This window comes from Roseofilum reptotaenium CS-1145, from assembly GCF_028330985.1.
GTDB classification, from domain to species: Bacteria; Cyanobacteriota; Cyanobacteriia; order Cyanobacteriales; family Desertifilaceae; genus Roseofilum; species Roseofilum reptotaenium.
The window spans coordinates 1-22,696 of sequence record NZ_JAQMUE010000059.1 but is presented as its reverse complement, the minus strand read 5'-3'; the positions used below and the strand labels follow the sequence as shown (position 1 = coordinate 22,696).

The 22,696-nt window shown below is 45.7% G+C and carries 20 protein-coding genes and 1 pseudogene; 10 read left to right on the top strand and 11 right to left on the bottom strand.

The window, feature by feature from the left end; all coding sequences use genetic code 11:
* Positions 1-127 precede the first annotated feature (127 nt).
* The gene (locus PN466_RS09785) at positions 128-988 is read left to right on the top strand and encodes a tetratricopeptide repeat protein (RefSeq protein ID WP_271939155.1); all 861 of its coding nucleotides are present in this window, start codon (positions 128-130) and stop codon (positions 986-988) included.
* Between the two features lie 46 nt (positions 989-1,034).
* Here the strand turns inward: PN466_RS09785 and PN466_RS09780 are convergent, their stop codons facing one another.
* Positions 1,035-1,274 carry a hypothetical protein gene (locus tag PN466_RS09780; RefSeq protein ID WP_271939154.1) on the bottom strand — a complete coding sequence of 80 codons (240 nt, stop codon included), beginning with the start codon at positions 1,272-1,274 and terminating at the stop codon, positions 1,035-1,037.
* A 199-nt stretch (positions 1,275-1,473) separates the two neighbouring features.
* On the opposite strand from PN466_RS09780, the gene PN466_RS09775 reads away from it, so the two are divergent.
* The 3 genes from PN466_RS09775 to secF all read left to right on the top strand — a co-directional run bounded on the left by PN466_RS09775 (position 1,474) and on the right by secF (position 4,961).
* Complete coding sequence (locus PN466_RS09775) at positions 1,474-2,457, top strand: alpha-ketoacid dehydrogenase subunit beta (protein ID WP_271939151.1); 984 nt, start codon at positions 1,474-1,476, stop codon at positions 2,455-2,457.
* A gap of 106 nt (positions 2,458-2,563) precedes the next feature.
* Positions 2,564-3,970 carry a protein translocase subunit SecD gene (gene secD / locus PN466_RS09770; RefSeq protein ID WP_271939149.1) on the top strand — a complete coding sequence of 469 codons (1,407 nt, stop codon included), beginning with the start codon at positions 2,564-2,566 and terminating at the stop codon, positions 3,968-3,970.
* Positions 3,971-3,974: 4 nt separating this feature from the next.
* Entirely contained in the window at positions 3,975-4,961 is a 987-nt protein-coding gene (gene secF / locus PN466_RS09765) for a protein translocase subunit SecF (protein ID WP_271939148.1), read from the top strand.
* Positions 4,962-4,974: 13 nt separating this feature from the next.
* On the opposite strand, the gene PN466_RS09760 is transcribed toward secF, so the two are convergent.
* Entirely contained in the window at positions 4,975-5,355 is a 381-nt protein-coding gene (locus tag PN466_RS09760) for a DUF6896 domain-containing protein (protein WP_271939145.1), read from the bottom strand.
* A gap of 199 nt (positions 5,356-5,554) precedes the next feature.
* On the opposite strand from PN466_RS09760, the gene PN466_RS09755 reads away from it, so the two are divergent.
* Positions 5,555-7,078 carry a pentapeptide repeat-containing protein gene (locus PN466_RS09755; protein ID WP_271939143.1) on the top strand — a complete coding sequence of 508 codons (1,524 nt, stop codon included), beginning with the start codon at positions 5,555-5,557 and terminating at the stop codon, positions 7,076-7,078.
* Between the two features lie 264 nt (positions 7,079-7,342).
* On the opposite strand, the pseudogene PN466_RS09750 reads toward PN466_RS09755, so the two are convergent.
* Positions 7,343-7,450, bottom strand: a pseudogene (locus PN466_RS09750) (PIN domain-containing protein); the annotation flags it as partial.
* A 2-nt stretch (positions 7,451-7,452) separates the two neighbouring features.
* The gene (locus tag PN466_RS09745; RefSeq protein WP_271939139.1) at positions 7,453-7,908 is read right to left on the bottom strand and encodes a helix-turn-helix domain-containing protein; all 456 of its coding nucleotides are present in this window, start codon (positions 7,906-7,908) and stop codon (positions 7,453-7,455) included.
* Between the two features lie 403 nt (positions 7,909-8,311).
* Between PN466_RS09745 and PN466_RS09740 the strand changes: the two genes are divergently transcribed.
* Positions 8,312-8,740: a hypothetical protein gene (locus PN466_RS09740; protein ID WP_271939137.1), complete on the top strand. Its 429-nt coding sequence runs from the start codon at positions 8,312-8,314 to the stop codon at positions 8,738-8,740.
* 182 nt (positions 8,741-8,922) lie between these two features.
* Here PN466_RS09740 and PN466_RS09735 read toward each other — a convergent pair whose 3' ends face one another.
* A complete protein-coding gene (locus tag PN466_RS09735; RefSeq protein ID WP_271939196.1) occupies positions 8,923-9,768 on the bottom strand; it encodes a thiazole synthase in 846 nt (281 codons plus the stop codon).
* Between the two features lie 335 nt (positions 9,769-10,103).
* Between PN466_RS09735 and PN466_RS09730 the strand changes: the two genes are divergently transcribed.
* Complete coding sequence (locus tag PN466_RS09730; protein WP_271939135.1) at positions 10,104-10,970, top strand: MBL fold metallo-hydrolase; 867 nt, start codon at positions 10,104-10,106, stop codon at positions 10,968-10,970.
* 244 nt (positions 10,971-11,214) lie between these two features.
* On the top strand, positions 11,215-12,147 hold the full coding sequence (locus tag PN466_RS09725) for an NAD-dependent epimerase/dehydratase family protein (RefSeq protein ID WP_271939133.1): 933 nt from the start codon (positions 11,215-11,217) through the stop codon (positions 12,145-12,147).
* Between the two features lie 448 nt (positions 12,148-12,595).
* On the opposite strand, the gene rpe is transcribed toward PN466_RS09725, so the two are convergent.
* The 5 genes from rpe to PN466_RS09700 form a co-directional block, all read right to left on the bottom strand.
* Positions 12,596-13,297, bottom strand: a complete 702-nt coding sequence (gene rpe / locus PN466_RS09720; protein WP_271939130.1) for a ribulose-phosphate 3-epimerase — start codon at positions 13,295-13,297, stop codon at positions 12,596-12,598.
* Positions 13,298-13,482: 185 nt separating this feature from the next.
* On the bottom strand, positions 13,483-14,019 hold the full coding sequence (locus PN466_RS09715; RefSeq protein ID WP_271939128.1) for an SRPBCC family protein: 537 nt from the start codon (positions 14,017-14,019) through the stop codon (positions 13,483-13,485).
* 17 nt (positions 14,020-14,036) lie between these two features.
* Positions 14,037-14,585: a peptide deformylase gene (gene def, locus PN466_RS09710; RefSeq protein WP_271939126.1), complete on the bottom strand. Its 549-nt coding sequence runs from the start codon at positions 14,583-14,585 to the stop codon at positions 14,037-14,039.
* Between the two features lie 226 nt (positions 14,586-14,811).
* Positions 14,812-15,927, bottom strand: coding sequence for a hydrogenase formation protein HypD (hypD, locus tag PN466_RS09705; RefSeq protein WP_271939125.1), 1,116 nt, complete (start codon positions 15,925-15,927; stop codon positions 14,812-14,814).
* Positions 15,928-15,999: 72 nt separating this feature from the next.
* On the bottom strand, positions 16,000-18,279 hold the full coding sequence (locus tag PN466_RS09700) for a putative PEP-binding protein (RefSeq protein ID WP_271939124.1): 2,280 nt from the start codon (positions 18,277-18,279) through the stop codon (positions 16,000-16,002).
* 644 nt (positions 18,280-18,923) lie between these two features.
* On the opposite strand from PN466_RS09700, the gene PN466_RS09695 reads away from it, so the two are divergent.
* Both PN466_RS09695 and PN466_RS09690 read left to right on the top strand, forming a co-directional pair.
* Positions 18,924-19,226 (top strand): Mo-dependent nitrogenase C-terminal domain-containing protein, encoded by a 303-nt coding sequence (locus tag PN466_RS09695; protein ID WP_271939122.1) that lies wholly within the window; start codon positions 18,924-18,926, stop codon positions 19,224-19,226.
* A gap of 157 nt (positions 19,227-19,383) precedes the next feature.
* Entirely contained in the window at positions 19,384-20,466 is a 1,083-nt protein-coding gene (locus PN466_RS09690) for a Gfo/Idh/MocA family protein (protein WP_271939121.1), read from the top strand.
* A 539-nt stretch (positions 20,467-21,005) separates the two neighbouring features.
* Here PN466_RS09690 and PN466_RS09685 read toward each other — a convergent pair.
* Positions 21,006-22,436, bottom strand: coding sequence for a WD40 repeat domain-containing protein (locus tag PN466_RS09685; protein ID WP_271939119.1), 1,431 nt, complete (start codon positions 22,434-22,436; stop codon positions 21,006-21,008).
* Positions 22,437-22,696 lie beyond the last annotated feature (260 nt).

The following is a 22,696-nucleotide window of genomic DNA, read 5'->3' as shown; positions in this document are numbered from 1 at the left end:
GGTGAAACTTCGAGGTTTTGTCAAGTTTACTCGTCGGTTTTAAGTCATAAAATCTGAGAAAAACGTTTTTGAGATGCTCCCATTCAGTTTAAAATGAAGTCAATTATCCCTTATTGCAAGAGCACTTATGAATCTATTTTGGAAAGGACTGTTAATCGTCGCCATCCTTGTAGCCAGTATTATTTTACCTGCCCAGGCGATTTCGATACGGGAATTTCCCCATCAGATTTGGGATCGGAGCAGTGCAACCCCTCGGTTAATCAGTGCGGTGGATGACTCTAGCACCTTAGAAGACTTGGCACAACAGGCATTTACGGCATCAAATCAGGGCGATTTTGCCACAGCAGAAGCCTATTGGACGCAAATTTTAGAGAGATATCCGGAAAGTGCAGCCGGTTGGAGCAATCGAGGAATTACCCGTGCGAGTCAGGGGAAATTTGAGCAGGCGATCGCCGATTATAATGAAGCGATCGAACTTGCACCTTTGGTTACCGACCCCTATCTCAATCGGGGAGCCGCCTTAGAAGGGTTAGGACGCTATGTAGAAGCCATTGAAGACTACAATCAGATCCTGGACATTAACCCTGATGATGCCCAAGCGTATAACAATCGCGGCAATGCCAAAATGGGCTTAAAAGACTGGCAAGGGGCGATCGCCGATTATCAAACCTGTAACCAACTTGCCCCTAACTTTGCCTTTGCCCTAGCCAGTCAAGCCCTCGCCACCTATGAAATCGGCGAAACTGAAAAAGCCATTAAAATGATGCGAAATCTGAACCGCAAATATCCCCAATTTGCTGACATGCGAGCTGCCTTAAGTGCTGCTTTATGGGTAGAAGGAAAACAAGGAGAAGCCGAAAGTAATTGGGTTGCTGCTGTGGGTTTAGATAGTCGCTATAAAGATATCGATTGGGTGACAAATATCCGCCGTTGGCCTCCAGCTATTACAGAAGCGTTAGACAAATTCTTAAACCTAAGCAGCAGATAGACATAAACAAATTATCGTCGTGCCATGAGCGCTCTAAAGTGGTGAATTATATTTCCTTCAAGGCATACTCGGAAATAGCTTCAATAAATCCTGGTGTATCGTTCGTTTCAAAAAAAGTATCCCAACCCATGAGATCGACTAAATCTTTCTCCTGGGCAAGTTGAATCAAGTGTTGAATATGGGTCTCTTTAAGAGGAAGTAAAAAAATCTTTAATTGAGTGGCCTTATGCTCTTGCTTTAAGCAAAGAGTTTCATACATGGTTCCGTAAGAGTTAATTACAGCCATCTAGTTTACTCTAGTTTTGGTGATGAAAACCAGCTATTTTGAGCGAGTCAGTACCTGCCAGATAATAAACGACGCAAATGCCAAATACCCAGCTACCGCCAACCAATCGAGTGCAGATTCGATCGCCATGACTGTGAAGACCCCATTTTTTGTTAAACTGCTACTTTGACCTAACCCCACACTCTATTTATCGTAGCAAATGGCAGAAACACTATTCTTCAATGCCCTCCGGGAAGCGATCGACGAAGAAATGGCCCGCGATCCCTCCGTCTTCGTCCTAGGCGAAGATGTTGGCCAATATGGCGGTTCCTACAAAGTCACCAAAGGACTCTATGAAAAATATGGAGAACTGCGGGTACTCGATACTCCCATTGCGGAAAACAGCTTCACCGGATTAGCGGTTGGTGCTGCGATGACTGGACTGCGACCGATCATTGAAGGGATGAATATGGGCTTTTTGCTCTTAGCCTTTAACCAAATCTCCAATAATGCGGGAATGCTGCGCTATACCTCTGGGGGCAACTTTACGATTCCCCTGGTGATTCGGGGGCCAGGCGGAGTGGGTAAACAACTGGGTGCAGAACACTCCCAACGTCTAGAAGCCTATTTCCAAGCAGTTCCGGGACTGAAAATTGTTGCCTGTTCCACCCCCTACAATGCTAAGGGACTGATGAAATCGGCTATTCGCGATGGCAACCCGGTCTTATTTTTCGAGCATGTCTTGCTGTATAACCTAAAGGAAAACTTACCCGAAACTGAATATTTAGTGCCCTTAGACCGGGCAGAAATTGTCCGTCGAGGTAAAGATGTGACCATTTTGACCTATTCCCGGATGCGTCATCATGCCATGCAAGCGGCCAAAACCCTAGAGCAAGAAGGATTTGATCCAGAAATTATTGATTTAATTTCCCTCAAACCCCTGGATTTTGACACCATTAGTGCATCAATTCGCAAGACCCATCGGGTGGTGATTGTGGAAGAATGCATGAAAACGGGGGGTATTGGTGCAGAATTAACGGCTTCAATTAACGACAAATTGTTTGATGAACTCGATGCTCCAGTGATACGCCTTTCATCTCAGGATATTCCGACTCCCTATAATGGCATTCTGGAAAACTTGACGATTGTTCAGCCGGGTAAAATTGTAGAAGCTGTTAAAAAAATGATGGCACTACAGGTTTAGGAGATGCAAGGATAGGGGGATGGGGGGATGGAGAGACACGGGGATCGCCCATTACTCCCTATTGCCTAGCCTACTCCCTATATCATTCACTATCACAGATTAAACGATGGGGAAACAACGGACAATTTTAGCTTTAATTATTGTGCTGGCGATCGCCGCGATCGCGGTATTGGCGAAAGTCGAAACCCGCCTAGGTTTAGACCTGCGAGGGGGGGCACAATTGACCATTCAAGTAAAAACCACACCAGAAGTCCCGGAAATTACACCTCGTAAATTGGAAGCGGTGCAACGAGTGATGGAAAATCGGGTCAATGGTCTGGGGGTTTCAGAGGCAGCGATCCAGACGGTGGGAGAGGATCAGCTCTCGATCCAACTGCCGGGGGTTAACGATCCAGCTCAAGCGGAACGGGTATTGGGTGGCACAGCGCAGTTGGAGTTCCGCCAGCAACGGCAAGGGACAGAGGATGAATTTGCCGCCCAATTTCAGATTTGGAGACAATTGCAGTTTGAGCAAGCTTTACTGCGACAGGAAGACCCGGAAGTGGCGGCAGAGGCGCTCGCCGAAAATCAGGAGCAGATCGCTAAACTCAATGAGGACATTGCTCCCCTCTTTGACAAAATTGGCTTAACTGGGGAGCAACTGCAAGACTCTTTACCCCGTCCTCCCCAAGGAGGAGCAAACTGGGCTGTGATACTAGAGTTTAATGGTGAAGGGGGAGATAAGTTTGCTGAACTAACGAAAAATTTAGCTGGAACGGGTCGCACTATTGGTATTTTCCTGGATAATAAACTCGTCAGTACCCCAACCGTCGGCGTAGAATTTGCGGAAACCGGGATTGTGGGAGGTCGTGCGGAAATTACGGGGAATTTTACGGCTGAAACCGCTAATGACTTGTCGATCCAACTGCGAGGGGGCGCTCTCCCCGTGCCTGTGGAAATTGTGGAAAACCGCACGGTTGGCGCGACATTGGGACAAGATAGTATTCGTCGCAGTATCTATGCAGGGTTGGGTGGATTATTCCTCGTGCTGGTGTATATGGTGATCTATTATCGCCTGCCCGGGGCGATCGCTAATATTGCCCTCCTCGTCTATGCTCTGCTCACGTTTGCAGCATTTAAGCTATTCCAAGTCACCCTCACCTTACCCGGGATTGCTGGTTTTATCCTCAGTATCGGCATGGCCGTCGATGCTAATGTGTTAATCTTTGAGCGCACCCGGGAAGAACTGCGTGGGGGTAAAACCCTCTATCGTTCCGTAGAATCGGGCTTTTATCGGGCATTTACCAGTATCCTCGATGGTAACCTGACTACCCTGATTTCCTGTATTGCCCTATTCTGGTTAGGCACGGGTTTAGTCCGAGGGTTTGCTCTGACTCTCGGTATTGGGGTCGTCATTAGTATGTTTACTGCCGTTACATGCAGTCGTACCCTGATGTTATACGTGCTTCAGTTTCCCGGACTGCGTAAACCCAACCTATTTTGTCCCAATCTTGCTCCGCTCCCCAAACGGTAAATCCATGATTAGCATTATTAAACAACGTAATCTCTGGTGGTCGATTTCTGCTGGTGTGATTCTAGTGGGATTTTTGGCCATGGCAATTTCTTGGGGGAGTCCAGGAATTGGGGCCCCCCTACGTCCGGGTTTGGATTTTGTGGGCGGAACCCGTCTGCAACTGGATCTTGACTGCACGGAAGTGGGAAATTGTGACCAACCGATTGAGATTGTTAAAGTACGGGAAGTTACCGATCGCCTCGGTATTGCTAATCCCAACATCCAGATTACCGGTGAAGATGGCACTGGAGTGAGTATCCGCACCAAAGATTTGGATGTGGAAGAGCGCACAGAACTGCAAAATAGTTTAGCCGAGGCGATCGGTACATTTGATGTGACCCAAACACAAATTGATACCGTTGGCCCGACCTTGGGGAGACAGTTGTTTACATCGGGTTTACTGGCACTTTTAGTAGCGTTTGCGGGAATTACCCTCTACTTAAATTTCCGTTTCCAGCTCGATTATGCCTTTTTTGCCTTTGTCGCTCTCTTCCATGATGTCTTCGTCACCATGGGAGTCTTTTCGATCTTGGGTTTGATCGCTGGAGTGGAAATTGATAGCCTGTTTATTGTCTCGCTGCTGACGATTATTGGATTTTCTGTCAATGATACGGTGGTCATTTATGACCGGGTGCGCGAGACCCTCCAGTTTTATCCCGAAAAGCATATTAATGATGTGGTTGATGAGGCGGTGAATCAGACGTTGATGCGATCGCTCAATACTAGCATTACCACCATTTTACCCCTCGTTGCCATCTTCTTCCTCGGTGGCGAAACCTTAAAATTCTTTGCTCTGGCGTTGATTGTAGGCTTTATTTCTGGAGCCTATTCCAGTATCTTTATCGCCAGTACCCTGTTAGCCTGGTGGCGCGAGAAAACCGGCCGCGCTATCCTCGCAACAGTTACGGAGGGAGAGGGAGAAATACTAGACTCTACCCCAACTACCGATTGATATAGGGGAAGTGCTATACAACTTTGGCCACAGCATTTTCCCAACGATCATTATCTTGGATTAAGGGTTTGTAAAAACGCTTAACTAGTTGTCCATCATTGTACTGTTTTACTAAAAAATCACGTAACTGCCAATCATTTGGATCGGGGCAGAAAAAATCAAAGTCAATTCCTCCCTTATTGTGAGGTTTATGTATATCAACCCCCAGACCATGCGTTCTATAAAACCATTCTGTCCCTCCAATGGAATGATATCCTCTGTATGGCTTGGAGAGTATATCTTCAGGTCGATCTAAACTTAAGTTCTCTTTTAGGAATTGCATTGCCCAATTTCTATGTTCATACCATAGATCGACAATTGCTAAAACTAATTCTATATCATTGGGCACTTCCATAGTTACTTTGCCAGCGATCGCTTTTGAGAAATTTAATTAAAGGTCTAGAATACAAACAAAAATGTTTCCAGGTTATGAAATCAAACAACGAAATAGATTGGTACATAACTTAAAAAAAATAAAGAGTTCTTCAAGTCTAAAAAGTGATAACTTATCCTGTAAATGGACAGAAATCAGCCTTGAATTCTGTTGTTCAAAATTGTCTGATTTATCTGATTTACAGGATGAATTTTATGTCTTTTACGAGCATCCCGTACACGAATTTAAACATAAATTATTTAAAGCTAGTCGAAATGAAGTTACTGGATTTATAAAAGAGGAGATTCTACCTGAAGAAGGTATGGGATTAGATATGACCATCTACTCTTTAGACATGAAAACGATCATTGCATTTAACCATGATGGAGATATTTTTTTAGTTAGGGACAGTAGTCAATACAAGAGATTGGAAAACTGGGAAGAAATGGTCGATAAAAAAAATGAAGATAATCTTGTCAGCATTGAAGATTATGATCCGAAACGAATAGTAACAAGTATACAGAATTGGACGAAATTAAAACAACAACAGAAGCAGGGAGAATATCAGCTCAGTAATGAGGATGTAGCATGGCAAGTCTACGATCTCTTTGGTGTAGGAAGATTAACGCCAAAAATTGTAGAGTATGTGCTGAGATTATTGATGGAAATTGAGACATTTGATTATTTGGCGTTGTTTCAACGGTTGCAGGAAGTTTATTATTCCTGGTGTGCAGGGGACTATATTGATGCTTCTCCCAATAAAAACTATCCCCTGAAAAAAATGCTGGCTCTGCAAGAGAGAATGGCAGATAGTCAACTAGCTTTAGGATTACGGCAGATTGATGTTTATACAGGATTAAATGTAACGATCTTGCTCCTAGAGCTGCACCGTTATGGACAAGACAAAGCGGAACTAAGAGATAAAATCAAGTTTTATCCTTGCGGACAACTCAATAATGACGGGAAATTAGAGGATAGTACTAAACTTTTAAGAATCATTGGTTATAGTTCCTGTGTTGGCGTATTAGGTTTTCTCAATATAGTTGGTACCTTTCTTGCAGGTGTCAACCTTAGTGGTGTCAACCTCAGTGGTGCTAACCTCAAGCGCGCTAACTTCAAGCACGCTAACCTTATAGGGGCAGACCTCAGTTGTGTCAATCTCAGTGACGCAGGACTTAAGGACTCAGACCTCAAGGACACAGACTTGAGGGGGGCAGAACTCAAGGGTGCCAACCTGAGTGGTGCCAATCTCAGTCGTGCCAATCTCAATTGTACAAACCTGAGTGGTGCTAATCTCAGTCGTGCTAATTTCAGTCGCGTTAACCTTGTAGATGTAGAACTCATAGAAGCATGTCTGAGTGGTGCTAATCTCAGTCGTGCTAACCTGAGTGGCACAAATCTCAGTTGTGTAAATCTCAGTCGTGCTAACCTGAGTGGCACAAATTTGAGTGATGCCAACCTCAAGGGTACAAATCTCAGTGGTGCTAATCTCAATGGTGCAATCCTCAATCGCACAAATCTGAGTGGCGCAAACCTCAGGGGTGCTAACCTCAATGGTGCAATCCTCAATCGCACAATCCTCAACGATGAAATATGGGGAGATATATGCTGGGATGAAAGAACACAATGGGAAGGCTTGCGGGGACTGAAAACAGCAATTAATATTCCAGATCAATTAAAACAGGAATTGGCTTTAGCGAATTAGGAGAAAACGAAGGAGAACTCTGGCAAGTAAGGTAGAAAGATCAGCCCAATGTAAAGAATGAGTTATCGTTGACGATTATCCCTTACTGATTAGCAGCCGGTTTCAAGTCTGGTCGATTCTTAAGCAGATTTTCTATCCATTCTTGATGAATCATACAGCAGTTTGCTCTGTTATGCGGTACATTGTTGATCCCCCTAAATCCCCCTTAAAAAGGGGGACTTTTATCTACTGTACTTCATAACAGCGCTTCGCGCTGTTGATATGACTCCAGCGAGCGCGAAACAGACCCGTTCCAGCCAAGCTAACCAGGAGGTCTCTAAGCGGTGCTGGGTAGAGGACACAAGCATCGTAGAGGGCGGTAAAATTTGCCAAGGTCAATACCCTAAGTCTAACTCTTCTGCTTGAGCAGTAAGTTCTTCGAGAGCTGCTTTTTGAGACTCTTCAACCTTCTTTTTATAGTTCATCAGTTCCTCAAATAAAATTCGTCTATGCCTACCCAATTTGCGGTGGTGAATTTCATTTTTGTCTACGAGATCTGCGAGAAATGAACGGGAGATATTGAGTAGGTCAGCAGCTTGCTCGATAGTTAACTCAGCATTGACCGGGATAATGGTTACGGCTTTACCAAGGGCCATCTGTTCGAGAATATCGAAAAGCAGTCGAACTGCCGTTGGAGGAAGGGTCAGTTCTCTCTCAATGTCGTCATCACTGGTTACTGTGAGTTGTAGTGGCTTTTGATTGGGAATCAGAGCAGCAAAGGTTTTGCTGGCCTCTCTTGCTATCCGCGCTTCTTCAGCAGTGGCGATCGCGGTTGATTGATTGATGCTCAAAGCAAGCCTCCCATATTAACCCTCTCTTGTTACTTCTAGTCTACCTACAGCCGTGAGTTAATGCTACTGAGGATTCTTGCTACTACTATTTACAAAATCTGTAGGGGCGAACGGCCGTTCGCCCCTACATGCCGGATCGTAGTTCAATGAAACCCCTACAAGATTAGCTTAAAAAGGGGGACTTTTATTGCCCCCTTTTTTAAGCAGCAGAGCTGTTTCATTCTATTTTTTGCGATCGCTAAACCTCAGAATTGGAGAGGGTTTTCCTCCTTTTTTCCTAAGTTTAAACTTGATCGGAAGCAAAACAGCCGAGACTATTACTCCTTACGGATTACCCATTAGCCATTATCGTGCGAAGCGATGTATAATCTAAATCAGACGTAATTTCTCATTTGGAATTAACTTGGTTTCCCCTGATTCCCAGATTGATCTCGATCCCCAGTTTCAGGCGCAAGTGATGCGTTATCATCAATTGCTGGTTGGGGGACGCTGGTTGGTAGTGATGTTATGGTGGCTGGTTTTGGGACTTCCGAGTCTGTGGATAATGCGATCGCCCCTATCACTCCTGTTTGAGCATTTTACCTGGTCTGGATTGTACTATAGTTTCTATTTCCACCCCCTAGCGGCGATCGGCTTTTCCAGCAGTATCGGTTTAACGACTGCTGTTTTAGTCTGGCAAAGTCGCAATATTCTCGTAGGCTTTCCGCTCCCTTATCGCAAAGGCCTAGAGCGTAAAGTCTATCGCATTCATCAACAGGGAAAAAGTCATCCCCTCTGGAGCTGGGTGGTTGAAGGTCAGGGGAATAGGAAAGGAATAGGCAATAGCCAATAGAAGATCTCCTAACTCCCCCTTTCTCTGCGAGAACATATCGCTTCGCGCGGCAGAAGAGTAATGAGTAAATGGGTCAACCGTTTTTCACACCATAGTTCCCATTTTTAAATTTTTAAGACTTTTTAACGAGTAACTCAAGCCCCTGGAGTCAAGCCAGGGGATGCAGTGAGGACAATTCCGGTTTAATTGATTGTACCGGTTAGGGGAGAGCTGGCACTGGCATAGGCTTTGACGGGAATTCTACCCGAAACGGCAGCGATGCGTCCAGCTTCAGTAGCCAAGCGGAAAGCACTGGCCATGGCGGCAGGATTTTGGGATTGGGCGATCGCCGTGTTAATCAATAAAGCATCTGCTCCCATTTCCATTGCTGTTGCTGCTTCTGAAGGCGTACCAATACCCGCATCGACAACAACGGGTATCTTAGAATTCTCGATAATAATGCCAATATTAGCCCCATTTTTAATTCCTTGTCCGGAACCAATCGGAGACCCCAAAGGCATCACGGTGACACAACCGACTTCTTCGAGACGCTTGGCCAGCAAGGGATCGGCATTGATATAGGGTAAAACCGCGAATCCTTCTTTGACCAATTGCTCGGCCGCTTCTAAAGTGCCGATGGGATCGGGAAGCAAATATTTGGGATCGGGAATCACTTCTAACTTGATAAAATTATTATCTTCCTGACCCAGTAATTTTGCCATTTCGCGCCCCAGTCGAGCCACCCGCACGGCATCTTCTGCGGTTTGACATCCGGCAGTATTGGGTAACATCCAAATCTTTTGCCAATCAATGGCTTCGGCTAATCCTTCATGGCCGGGTGCTTTCGTTTGTACGCGACGCACCGCTACCGTGACAATCTGGCAACCGCTGGAAACAATGCTCTGTTGCATTTCGGTAAAGGAGCGATATTTACCTGTACCCGTCATCAGGCGCGAGTTAAAGGTTTTACCGGCGATTTCTAAGGGAGAATCACCTGGGATATCAGCATCAGGTTGTTGTTGAGGAATACTGCGATCGAGGGTTTGCATAGTTGGGTATGACATTGGACAATGGTCTAGCTTAACGTTTGTTCTCCCGTTATTGAGGGGGATAAGTTTGAATGTTGAGCGAACGACTAGACGATGATCGACTCTTCAAAGAACTATTATCCACCTTTTTTGTAGAGTTGATCGGAAGCCGGTCGAAAACCTGATTTTTCGCCAGAATAGAGATAGCTGGCAAAAACCACAGAGAAGCTTATAGCGCTGGGTATTATAGTGTTTACAAGTATTGGAAAACGGCATGGATAGCTTGTTCGAGATTAAAGTTATAGCCAGGGGCGATTCTATTCCCTAGTCCCTATTCCCTATTCCCTATAAATGTTATGGCAACCGCAACCAAACGACGATCAGAAAATGTAGCTGGAGATTTCTTTGTCGATCGCACTTGCATTGACTGTGATACCTGTCGTTGGATGGCTCCGCAGGTTTTCCACCACGATAATGGACAATCGGCAGTTTACCATCAACCGGAAAATTCTGGCGATCGCCAACAAGCCTTACAAGCTCTGCTCGCTTGTCCCACGGCTTCTATTGGGACAGTAGAGAAACCGCAAGATATCAAAACGGCTCAAGATACTTTTCCCTTGCTCATCGCCGATAATGTGTATCATTGTGGCTATCATTCTGCATCCTCATTCGGTGCAGCGAGTTATTTCATCGAGCATCCAGAAGGGAATATTCTGGTGGACTCTCCCCGGTTTACCCCTCCCCTGGTGAAACGGATCGAAGCCATGGGAGGAATACGCTGGCTGTATTTAACCCATCGGGATGATGTGGCAGATCATCAGAAATTCCACGATCACTTTGGCTGCGATCGGCTGTTGCACGAGGATGAGATCGCTGATGATACCCAAGGAATTGAACAACGCTTAACGGGGACAGAGGCGATCGAACTCGCTCCCGATCTCCTGATTATCCCGGTTCCCGGTCACACCAAAGGTCACACGGTTCTTCTGTACCAAAATCAGTTTCTGTTTACCGGCGATCATCTAGCTTGGTCAGATTCTTTACAACAATTGATTGCCTTCCGTCGCCATTGTTGGTATTCCTGGGATGAATTACTCCAATCCATGAAAAAATTAACCGCTTACCGCTTTGAGTGGATTTTACCCGGCCATGGTCGTCGCTATCACGCTCCTGTCGAGGTCATGCAAGCTGAACTTCAGAAGTGTTTGCAATGGATGGTATAGGTAAGACGCAAACCCCCCCTATGTCCCCTCAAGGGGGGAAGGCAATAGCTACTGGACTGTTTCATCTAATTTGGTGCATTAGATTTTGTTTGTAGTGAGGGTTTTAACCCTCTCCAGCTAGGCTTTTAAGCACTTTAGTGCTTACTACAAACAAAGCACTAAATTAGAGCAGTCACGGCACTACTGGGATGATAAACTAGAGCTTAGACTCTGGAAAAACTATCTGTAAAAACAAGGAAACGCTATGCGAGTTTTGGTAATGGGTGGCACGCGGTTTATTGGCGTGTATTTAACCAAATTGTTAGTGGCACAAGGTCATGAAGTGGTCTTATTTAATCGAGGCAATAAACCCGCACCAGTGGAAGGGGTGAGGGAAATTCATGGCGATCGTACGGATGCCAACCAAATCCAAGATAAGCTTGCAGGTGAAGCATTTGATGCTATTTTCGATAACAATGGTCGGGAACTCAGCGATACTCAACCCCTAGCGGATTTATTCGCGGGTAAGGTGAAACATTTTGTTTATATGAGTTCTGCGGGAGTTTACTTGAAATCCGAGCAAATGCCCCACATTGAAGGCGATCCAGTAGACCCCAAAAGCCGCCATAAAGGAAAGTTTGAAACAGAAAAATATCTCAGTGAAAAGCAACTGCCGTTTACCTCAATTCGCCCCACGTATATTTACGGCCCGTTCAATTATAATCCTTTAGAAGCATGGTTTTTTGACCGTATTGTGCGCGATCGCCCCCTTCCCATACCGGGTACAGGTAACGCCATTACCCAATTGGGACATTGTGAGGATTTAGTCCAAGCGATGAGGGCAGTTTTGGGCAATTCCCAAGCGATCGGTCAAGTTTACAATATTTCTGGGGAACGCTATGTTACGTTTGATGGATTAGCTCAAGCTTGCGCGATCGCCGCCGGAAAATCCCCGGAAGATATCCAGATTCTCCATTATGACCCCAAACAATTTGATTTTGGCAAACGCAAAGCCTTCCCCATGCGTGTTCAGCATTTCTTCGCCGATATTCACAAAGCCAAAAACGAACTCAATTGGCAACCGAAATATGACCTTGTGTCTGGACTAAAAGATTCCTTTGAAACCGATTATCTAGCTCAAGGGAAAGATAAACTAGAGGTAGATTTTTCCCTAGATGATCAAATCTTGAAGAGTTAAAAATAATGACATAAAAAAGGAGTGGACTGTTTCAGCTAAAATAGTGCATTAGCTGCAATTCGTTGTAGGGCTTTAGCCCTAAAATGTTCGGAGCGCTTTAGCGCAACAACGGAGGAAATCTAATGAATCACATTAGATGAAACAGTCTACTGGATTGTTTCACCTAAAATAGGGCTTTGTTTGTAGTAAGCACGAAGAGTGCTTAAAAGCCTAGCTGGAGAGGGCTAAAGCCCTCACTACGAATGAAATCTAATGCATCAAATTAGATGAAACAGTCTACTACTGGATTGTTTCATCTAAAATAGGGCTTTGTTTGTAGTAAGCACGAAGAGTGCTTACTGGCTATGCGATCGCCTAATTTTCCTGTAGGTTGGGTTAAAAAAAGCAAAACCCAACAGATGGGTTGGGTTTTGCTATGTAGGAGCAAAAATCTTTCACCCCATAACTTTTAAGCAGTTACTAGCTCCCGTTCTGGACGCTTACTATTGCGAATTCCAGAAATTGCCTCAGCATAGTCCGGAGCTTTAAATACCGCAGAACCAGCAACAATAGCATTGGCTCCCGCTTCCAAGACTTGCCAAGTATTATTAACCTTCAAGCCACCATCAACTTCAATCCAAGGATCGAGTCCACGCTCATCGCACATTTGGCGTAACTTGCGAATTTTGGGAACTACTGCGGGAATAAAGCTCTGTCCCCCAAACCCAGGGTTAACACTCATGATGAGAATCAAATCGCATAATTCTAGAACATACTCAATCAACTCTAAAGGTGTAGAAGGATTCAGTACAACTCCTGCTTGCTTGCCCAACTCTCTGATTTGTCCTAGAGTCCGGTGTAAGTGGGGGGAAGCATTATGTTCGGCATGAACCGAAATAATATCCGCACCTGCTTTCGCAAAGCCCTCAACATACTTTTCCGGTTCCACAATCATCAAGTGAACATCCAGAGGTTTTTGAGTCACGGGACGAATAGCATCCACGATTAACGGGCCAATGGTAATGTTGGGAACAAACCGGCCATCCATGACATCCACATGAATCCAGTCTGCACCGGCTTCATCCACAGCTTTAATCTCTTCTCCCAGACGGCTAAAATCGGCGGACAAGATAGAAGGGGCAATAACAATGGGTTTTTGGCTTTGGGGCATGACGATTGGTATTCTCCAAGGTGTTCTGAATTTCTATTATTTTAACAAAATCTTTAGCATTACCCTAGCATTTGGTCAATAAACCCGGTTTTCTTGCATTGGTTTTTGCCTCTTGCCTCTTGCCTCCCCTAGCTTATCGCCTTAACTTGTTACCAATACCCATTACCCCCCCAAAGCGCAAAAGGCTAAGGACAAAGGACTTGGCGCATGTGTCGCATATTAGCTGGTAATTCGAGCTTCAAAGCTTGTTCAATGAAGGGCGCGGGAATAGGGAAATTGGGCGTGGCTTGAACTGCATAGCTTAAGAGAGTTCCTTGTTGGTAATCTTGAAGATGAAGATAGGCTAGAAATTCCGAGAAAGACCCTTTAAGGAGTTCAAATTCTATAGCTTGGTTGCAAGTTTCCCGGACTTGGAGATAAATTTCTACTTCCACACGAAGCAGAATAAAGTCTTTGATTCCTTTCTGATAGAGGTGCTGGCTTTTGGGCAAAACTTGACTGTAGGTAATGTCAGGAAAATAATTGACCCATTGGGAGTAGTTGCTGACTTTTTGCCAGCATTGTTGACGAGTCAGGGGAAGATAGAGTTGAGCGATCGCGCTGCCGCCTCCCAATCCCCAAGGTTCCGTTTTCACTGAAATATGACCATCACCTAAAGACGCAGATGGTTCAGTGTTACAAGCTTTGGCAATGCGATCGATCCATGCAGTTGCTTGATTCATGGTGAAGAAATAAAACGTTAAGTATGGGAAGGCATGGGATGGCCAACAATTTGTCGGTGATATTCCGATTCACTCATTAACTCTTGGGTGCTTTCCACTCGATCAATAAAGAGTTTGCCTTCCAAATGATCGAATTCGTGTTGGATAATTCGAGCTACAAAATCGGTGAATATCTGGCGCTGATGTTTGCCTTTTTGATCGATATATTCAACTTCAATTTCGGTAAATCGAGGCACTAATCCTCGAATTCCGGGAACACTTAAACATCCTTCCCATCCTTTGATTTGAGTATCCGAATGACTGATAATCTGGGGATTGATCAGTGGGGTGGGTTCCATCTTGGGAGCGTTGGGATAGCGCAGATTGGGACGAGAGGCGACAATGAGTAAACGGTAAGGTTGTCCAATTTGAGGGGCTGCAATGCCGACACCATGACTGGATTTTGCTGTTTCAATTAAGTCTTGAATTAAGGTTTGAATGCGCGTATCTTCTGGGTTGGCGATGGGTCGAGCTATAGTTCGCAGCAGGGGATGACCTAGTTGGTAGATTTCTGAAGGCTCTGTCATAAGGATTGGACTTCTTGCAGAAGTCAGGCAAAAGGCAATAGGCAAAAGGTAATAGCCATTAAGAATATATGATTACTGCATTACTATTGATTGTCTACCCACTTACAGCAGTTTTCGCACTTTATGTGGTACATCATTTATCCCTCCAATCCCCCTGCTTTCTAAGGAGGATTTAGGGGGATTTTTCTTACTGTACCTCATAACATCGTAAAACGCTGTATTTATTTCATTCTCTATGAGGGATTCCATTCCCTCGATAGCGATAGTAGGCAGAACAAGCACCTTCCGAGGAAACCATGGGCGCACCGAGGGGATGTTCTGGGGTGCAGCGCGTGCCAAAAGCAGGACAATCATGGGGCTTTTTCACACCTTGCATGATTTCACCACTGATACATTCGGTTGTCAGTACCGGGGGATTCGGATCGAGCCAGTCGGTAAAGCGCTTTTCGGCATCCCAAGGACAATATTCTGCCCGCAGTCCTAAGCCACTATCGGGGATTTCCCCAATCCCGCGCCAGGTGCGAGAGACAATTTCAAACACTCGATCAATCAGGGTTTGCGCCCCTAGATTGCCTTCCCGACGGACGGAACGGCTATATTGATTATCAAGGGCAACCGCTTCTGTTTTCCTTTCCAACTGTTGAATGCAGCGATACAATCCCTGAAAAATGTCTACGGGTTCAAACCCCGTGACGACGATGGGAATCTGGTATTTTTCCACTAAGGGTTCATACTCGGTATATCCCATTACTGTGCAAACATGACCGGCTGCGAGAAATCCCTGTACTTGAGATTGGGGGGATGAGAGAATGGCTTCCATGGCTGGAGGAACGCGGACATGGGAGGCGAGGAGGGAAAAGTTGTGAATTTGTTGTTGTTTGGCTTGATAAACCGCCATGGCAGTTGCGGGGGCAGTGGTTTCAAAACCAACCCCGAAAAAGACCACTTCAGATTCTGGATTGGCTTGGGCAATTTTGAGACAATCGAGGGGAGAATAAACAATCCGTACATCTGCACCTGCGGCTTTTACGCTCAGTAGGTCTTTGTCGGTTCCGGGAACTCGGAGCATATCGCCAAAGGAACAGAGAATGACTTGGGGATGGGAGGCGATCGCGATCGCCCGATCGATAAGCGTCACCGGAGTTACACAAACCGGACATCCCGGCCCATGAATCAGAGTAATCTCTTCTGGCAACAATTGATCGATGCCATACTTAATAATCGAGTGGGTTTGGCCGCCACAAATCTCCATAATTGTCCAAGGTTGGGTCGTAATTTCGGCGATCGCCGCTGCCATCCGTTGCGCCAATTGAGCATCCCGATATTCATCGACAAATTTCATAACCATCACTCCCCACTCTTCCCCACCATTAAAAAGGAAAACCCCCTCTCATTTTTAATTTTTAACTTTTACTTACGCTTTCATCTGCTCTTTCCGCACTGCTTCCAAAATCAACTCCTGCTCTACACGAGCGATCTCCCATTGCACTCGCTCTATAGCAGGCATTTCTACAGAAATCGATGTAACTCCCCAGCGCACTAAAGGGTTAATCAACTGGGGATAGTTCACCACAGCTTGACCACAAATGCTACTTTTAATTCCCCCAGTTCGTGCTTGGGTAATACACTGCTCCAAAGCGCTTAACACAACTGGATGGAGAGCATTCAAACTCTGTCGATGTTGTTCCCACTGCTGGCGCTCCAAACCCAATAACAAGGGAATCAAATCATTGGTTCCCACACTTAAGCCATCAATCCCCAGCTTGATATACTCTGAAATTTGCAACAATACTCCAGGAACCTCCACCATAATCCATAATTCCATCTGGGATAATTGCCGTTGATCTAGCCGCCTACGGATGGCAACCACTTCCTCCGCTGTCCGCACAAAGGGCAACATTAAATGAATATTCTGATAACCTTGGCGATACAAGTTTTCTAGCACCGTTAACTCCCAATCCAATAGGGTGGATCTAGAATCATTTACATCACAGGCTAAGGTTCCTCGTATAGGAGAAGGCTCAAAGGAGTCAAAGGAACGATAATAGATAGGACGAGGGTAAAAACTCCGGGCTAACTCTTGTAGATTGTTCAACCATTCGGACATGAAGCGATCGCCATCTTTCCACCATTGAAGACCTGGAAAGAGTTTAGCTGCCCATAATTCCGATCGCAATAATCCCACTCCATCCACGTCTAAGCCGGAAAGATCCCCAGAAGGGGGTTGAGAGAGATTAATCCAAAGCTGGGTTGCGTGTAGGGGCGAAACAGTTTTCGCCCCTACCGTTATTGGTTTGCTTTCATCCTGAAGTTCAATCGGGTTAGGTGAATCAGGGTTCGCCCCGGTACGAATTTCTCCTGTTTCACCATTAATTTCAATCTGATCTCCAGTTATGAAGTGGTCGGTGGCTTGTTCAACTCCCACGAGGGCAGGAATGCCTAACTCCCGAGCTACGATCGCTCCATGGCTAGTCATTCCACCTGTTTCTGTAATCAAACCTGCTGCCCCGCTTAAGATCCAGGTTTCTTGGGGGGCGATCGCCCGTTTAACAATAATTTGTCCTGGAGTTAAGGTCATCGGTTCGAGTTTCTCCGGTAAGACCACAACTGGAGCCATAGCGACCCCTGGTGCGGCCCCTACGCCCTGGTAAGAACCTGAAGAGTTTGTTTTGTCATTTAGCGGGATAACGTCTGTAATCCACCAATTTAAGTCAGGATTGCCGATCCACTTGAGGCTGAAGCGATCGTACCACTGTTGTTTTAGGGCGAGGGTGCGATCGCCTAAACATTGGATTTGTGCTTCCCCTAAGCAGGGTTGATCCACCAAGGAGGAATCAAGAGTATAGGCACAGAGGAGGCAGTCCTTGGTGTTTAATAGGGGAGTATGCAGGGATAAGGTGGACAATTCACCACAGAGTTGGTGAGCAATACGTTTGTTACCCAACTGTTGCTCTTTAAGTTGGTAAGGCTGAAGGTGAATTTGATAGCGATCGCCACTGACTTGAGGTTCACTCACGAGATATCCCAGTCCCCACGTCGCTTCAATGATCGCTTCCCGATCTTGAGTGGAAATCGCCCCACTCATGGGTTCATTCTGTAGGGGTTGAATGAGAATACCCATCCTAATCTGATTTAAGGCAATGCCTTGATATTGCCAGTAGAGCAAGTACTTATTGCGAAATACTTCGGCCCAAATTTGTTTAATCGTATGGGCTAAAGCGTCAGAATCTTTGGGACTTGCCCAAGTTCTCCACAAGCGAGAAAAGCTGTTTTGGTGATGGGGGGTTAGCGGTTTGGGTAAGCTGAGAGAGGGACGACAGAGAACAAAATCCCCATCCCAAGTGGCGATCGCCTCCAGCACCTTACCATACTCTGGCCAATCCAGAGGACTACTGAGGATTTGCTCCCGAATCCCTTGAGTCATTTGGTGTAATTGAATCTCCCAGTCTTCATTCATGAGATCGGTGGGCGTTTTCTGGGCAGATCGGGAAACCTTTACGCTCATTTGTTGAGTCAACAGAGGATGAGATGGGTGCAAGGACTGTAAAAATTGTTGTCTGATCTCATTCGGGATTGCCACACCCGGTAATACGGGATAACCCTGCCGCAGGAGTTGGCTTAAATCCCAGATGCGATCGCCCACGGATGAGCGGTGTTGATCTTGAATCTCAGTGAGCCAGTAAATCGGATTCATGGGTGCAGGCGATCGCCAAATATCTTCATCTAATTGTAATCACTCTAATGGGTCTTTCCGCTGTTCTAGTTTCCGTGGGGTTAAACCCACCGATCGATCGCTCCTAAATTAGTTCCTGATGAACAGTTGAATTTACTCTCAACACCTCCCTATACTTCACTTTCTTGATCCCCCTGTTTTTTAGAGACAAATCCACACCGAAAGCATCCATTTTATCTTGTTATTGGCGATTTATTCTACAGACGAATTATACTCAAAGAAAAGTTACCAAACATGACCTAATATTGCAATCATTAAATAATTGTGACATTATCGTTCTGCTCCCTCAATTTAAGATTAAAGCTTAGAGAAGGTAGTTTTTGATCGGAGTAGCCTCACCCATGAGCAACCTATTCCAGCACCCGATTCATGTGACAAGTGAACGATTGTCCTCATCAAAACCCAATTTCGTTAACCTCCAATTAAACTCCTCAATAGTTCCCCCTTAATTTTTTTGCTCTAGAAGGAACTATCCACAACTAGAAGCCATCAAAACCTCTAAAACCAACTCTGAAATCTTCTAGTTGGATGACTGAAAAAAGGGGGAAACTACCGCCTTCTAACCCCAAAAAATCGATCTATCTCACCCCAAGGAGTGAGGATTTATGTTAATCAAAATCAGTCACATCACGTTCAGCTCTCCCATACACTGGGATCTGTTCTATCCGATTCGTCAACGGTTAAACTCCTTAGAGATCAAGCGTCCAGAAATCGCTAGATTGATTGTCAAGCTCATCCCCACTCAATGTCCCTTTGCCCGAGATATCAAACTGTTTGGACGCACCATCGTCCACATTCCCCCCATGTGCAAGCTCAATCCCCTATACGATGAACTCATGAATCTACGCTTCCGTTGTCTGTGCTTTCTCGCCGACGAGTGTGGTGAAGATATCGAAGCTTATATCTAAACTCTCCTGCCGATCCCCTTCTGAAGAAGAGTACAGACAAGTTTCTGTAACTCCTCTTCAGAGTTCAGGAGCTATGTTACTATCTGAGTGGTTCGATCGAGCTAACCAAAAACTGCGATCGCCGTCAGTGGTGGAGTAGACAGGAGTGTAATAGACCATGTCATCGGGAAACGAGGATGTGAGGGCAGAGGTCAAAGAACCCCATAATCCCCTTAAGCCTATCCGCATTGGAGTCATTGGTGTCGGCCATATGGGTCAACATCATACTCGTGTTTTAAGTTTGCTCAAAGACGTACACCTGATTGGCATATCTGACGTTGACATCGAACGGGGATTAGATACAGCCGGAAAATACCGAGTACGATTCTTCGAGAACTATCACGACCTTCTGCCCCATATCGATGCCGTCTGTATTGCTGTTCCCACCCGTCTTCACCATGAAGTAGGAACAGCCTGTTTAGAAGCAGGAGTCCATGTCCTGATTGAAAAACCCATCGCTGCCAGTATCGAGGAAGCCGAAAATCTAGTCAATCTAGCGGCAGAATGTAACTGTATTCTCCAAGTCGGACATATTGAACGCTTTAACCCCGCTTTCCAGGAACTGAGCAAAGTCCTGAAAACCGAAGAAATTCTCGCCTTAGAAGCTCATCGCATGAGTCCCTATTCTAACCGCGCCAATGATGTCTCGGTGGTTTTAGACTTGATGATCCATGATATTGATTTACTGTTAGAATTAGCGTCTGCCCCCGTCAAAAAGCTCACCGCAAGTGGGAATAGAGCCTCAGATTCTGGATATTTAGATTATGTAACCGCAACTTTGGGCTTTGAGAATGGCGTTATCGCGACTCTAACCGCAAGTAAGGTTACCCATTGCAAAATTCGCCGCATCGCTGCCCATTGCAAGAATTCACTCACAGAAGCGGATTTTCTCAATAATGAAATTCTGATCCATCGCCAAACGACCGCCAACTATCGCACGGAGTATGGTCAAGTTCTCTATCGTCAGGATGGCTTAATTGAAAAGGTGTATACCAGTAATATTGAACCCCTTCATGCTGAATTAGAGCATTTTGTCACCTGTGTACGCGGTGGAAATCAACCTTCGGTAGGCGGCGAACAAGCCTTGAGAGCCTTGCGGTTAGCCAGTTCGATTGAGCATATGGCGCTAGAGGGTCAATCTTGGCATAGTTTAGAGTCCCCATCTTCCCATGCTCTGAATTCTTCCATTGTTACCGTTTAGCTCGCTGAGAAGCCAGGTTTATTGAAGAAACCCGGCTTCTAATTCCATAATGATTAAAGTAGGGGCGGGTTATACCCAAATCTTGTAGACTGACAACTATTTTTGTAAACCCGCACGAACCCACCATGTCTCTACAGTACGCATTTGTAGCAACCATTTCAGGATTTGATATTATATCGTGTGGGTTATGGGTTGAGTGAGGGCGGGTTTAGGAAATCGATCGTTTTTTTCCTAAATTTGGGTATAACCCGCCCCTACAAAATTAATGAATATAGTCAATTGGTAGGGTGGGCAATACCCTAAACCATTTTTAATTTTTATCCCTCTTCTGTCACTCTCCGAAAAGCTTTAGCTTTTCGGAATCGTAGAGTGTAGACAAGGCAAGCGATCGCACCGTTTTTTCCGAGTAGAAATTATTGAGAGTGTGAAATCGGCCAAAATGCGATCGCAAAACTCTATATCATCCATTGTACCTTGGCTCCAGAAATTTCTAATAATAGGAAAAACCGGAAAGTGACAGAAGCGCTGTATAGTTTTGCCTATGGCTGCGGCAGTCCCACCAGGCGCAGGAAATGTACCTCGCCGGAGTGTTCTCCAACAGCAAGCATCTGGAGATCGGGGGATATGGCGCAGCAAGCAATAGAACCATCTCCCCAAAAACTGGCGATCGCATCTCCCGTCTGCAAATCCCAGATTTTCAGGGAAGTTTCGTATGAATGTGAAACAGAAATGACCAGCTCTTCACTAGGACTGAGTGCGACAACATGCATCCAGTAGAGATAACCAGAGAAGGTACGCTCTAATTCCCCAGTGTGCAGATTCCACACTTTCAAAGTCTCGTCATCTGAAGCAGAAATGACCCGTTCGCCATTTGGGCTGACTGCTACGGTACTCACCCAAGCTCTATGACCGGAGAAAGTATGTTCTAATTCCCCAGTGTGCAGATTCCATACTTTCACGGTGTAGTCGAAGGAACCAGAAATGACCCGGTTTCCATCGGGAGTGACGGCGATCGCTCCAACTGGAGCGCGATGACCATAGAAGGTCTTCTCTAACTCGCCGGCGTGCAGATTCCATACTTTCACCGTTCTGTCCCCTGAACTAGAAATTGCTCGCGCCCCATCCAGACTTATGGCTACAGCCATAACCCGGTCGCTATGACCGGTGAGAGTATGCTCTAACTCCCCTGTATATAGATTCCACACTTTCAAGGTCTTGTCATCTGAAGCAGAAATCGCTCGCTTCCCATCCGGAGTAATGGCTAAAGCATTAACTAGGTCGCTATGAGCGCAGAAAGTATATTCTAACTTTCCTGTATGTAGATTCCATACTTTCAGAATCTTGTCATTTGAAAGAAAAATCGCTCTCGCCCCATCCAGACTTATGGCTACGGTATCAACCTGATCGCTATGACCTGTGAAAGTCTTCTCTAACACCCCAGTTTGCAGATGCCACACCTTTAGGATTTCGTCGTGTCCTGATGCGGAAATGACTGACTTCCCATCCGGGGTTATGGCGATCGCATAAACCGAGCGTCTAGACCTGGGGAAAGCCTGCTCTAACTCTCCAGTGTACAGATGCCAAACTTTTAGGGTATGGTCTCTTGAGGCAGAAATAACCCACTTCCCATCTGGGGCGATCGCGATGTCTTCAACTGGAGATCTAAGACTCCAAAGAGTGTGTTGTAACTCTAACTCTCCCGTCTTCAGATTCCACACTTCCAGAGTCTCGTAGTCTGAAGAAGCGATCGCTCTTTCCCCATCCTCAGTTACAGCTACAGCTCTAACCCATTCCCAATGGTCGCAGAAGGTATGCTCTAGCTCCCCGGTGTGCAAATTCCAAACTTTCACAGTTTTGTTAAATGAACCTGAGACTGCTTGCTTCCCATCTGGAGTTACAGCTACGGAACTAACCCAGTGGTTATAGCCGCTGAAAGTCTGCTCTAGCTCCCCCGTCTTCAGATTCCACACTTTTAGGGTTTCGTCTGCTGAACCGGAGATTACTCACTGCCCATCCGGAGTTACAGCTACAGCAATAACCGAGTCTTGATGACCTGTAAGGGTCTGCTCTAACTCCCCCGTCTTCAGATTATTAGGGGTCGAGATAGAGGTCACCCTCTACCCCTCCCATTCAGAACCGTACATGAGACTTTCACCTCATACGGCTCCTGGCTAAATCAGTCCTTGTCATTGGTACGGTTAAGACTTCCATCATTGGCAGTCTTCTTATC

Excerpts from the sequence above, each read along its gene's own strand:
- PN466_RS09690 (WP_271939121.1), top strand. The coding sequence starts at position 19,384 with ATGTCATCGGGAAACGAGGATGTGAGGGCAGAGGTCAAAGAACCCCAT.
- PN466_RS09760 (WP_271939145.1), bottom strand. The coding sequence starts at position 5,355 with ATGGAAGTGCCCAATGATATAGAATTAGTTTTAGCAATTGTCGATCTA.
- PN466_RS09785 (WP_271939155.1), top strand. The coding sequence starts at position 128 with ATGAATCTATTTTGGAAAGGACTGTTAATCGTCGCCATCCTTGTAGCC.
- PN466_RS09725 (WP_271939133.1), top strand. The coding sequence starts at position 11,215 with ATGCGAGTTTTGGTAATGGGTGGCACGCGGTTTATTGGCGTGTATTTA.
- PN466_RS09730 (WP_271939135.1), top strand. The coding sequence starts at position 10,104 with ATGGCAACCGCAACCAAACGACGATCAGAAAATGTAGCTGGAGATTTC.
- PN466_RS09700 (WP_271939124.1), bottom strand. The coding sequence starts at position 18,279 with ATGAATCCGATTTACTGGCTCACTGAGATTCAAGATCAACACCGCTCA.
- PN466_RS09775 (WP_271939151.1), top strand. The coding sequence starts at position 1,474 with ATGGCAGAAACACTATTCTTCAATGCCCTCCGGGAAGCGATCGACGAA.
- PN466_RS09715 (WP_271939128.1), bottom strand. The coding sequence starts at position 14,019 with ATGAATCAAGCAACTGCATGGATCGATCGCATTGCCAAAGCTTGTAAC.
- PN466_RS09695 (WP_271939122.1), top strand. The coding sequence starts at position 18,924 with ATGTTAATCAAAATCAGTCACATCACGTTCAGCTCTCCCATACACTGG.
- rpe (WP_271939130.1), bottom strand. The coding sequence starts at position 13,297 with ATGCCCCAAAGCCAAAAACCCATTGTTATTGCCCCTTCTATCTTGTCC.
- hypD (WP_271939125.1), bottom strand. The coding sequence starts at position 15,927 with ATGAAATTTGTCGATGAATATCGGGATGCTCAATTGGCGCAACGGATG.
- def (WP_271939126.1), bottom strand. The coding sequence starts at position 14,585 with ATGACAGAGCCTTCAGAAATCTACCAACTAGGTCATCCCCTGCTGCGA.
- secF (WP_271939148.1), top strand. The coding sequence starts at position 3,975 with ATGATTAGCATTATTAAACAACGTAATCTCTGGTGGTCGATTTCTGCT.
- PN466_RS09735 (WP_271939196.1), bottom strand. The coding sequence starts at position 9,768 with ATGCAAACCCTCGATCGCAGTATTCCTCAACAACAACCTGATGCTGAT.
- secD (WP_271939149.1), top strand. The coding sequence starts at position 2,564 with ATGGGGAAACAACGGACAATTTTAGCTTTAATTATTGTGCTGGCGATC.
- PN466_RS09780 (WP_271939154.1), bottom strand. The coding sequence starts at position 1,274 with ATGGCTGTAATTAACTCTTACGGAACCATGTATGAAACTCTTTGCTTA.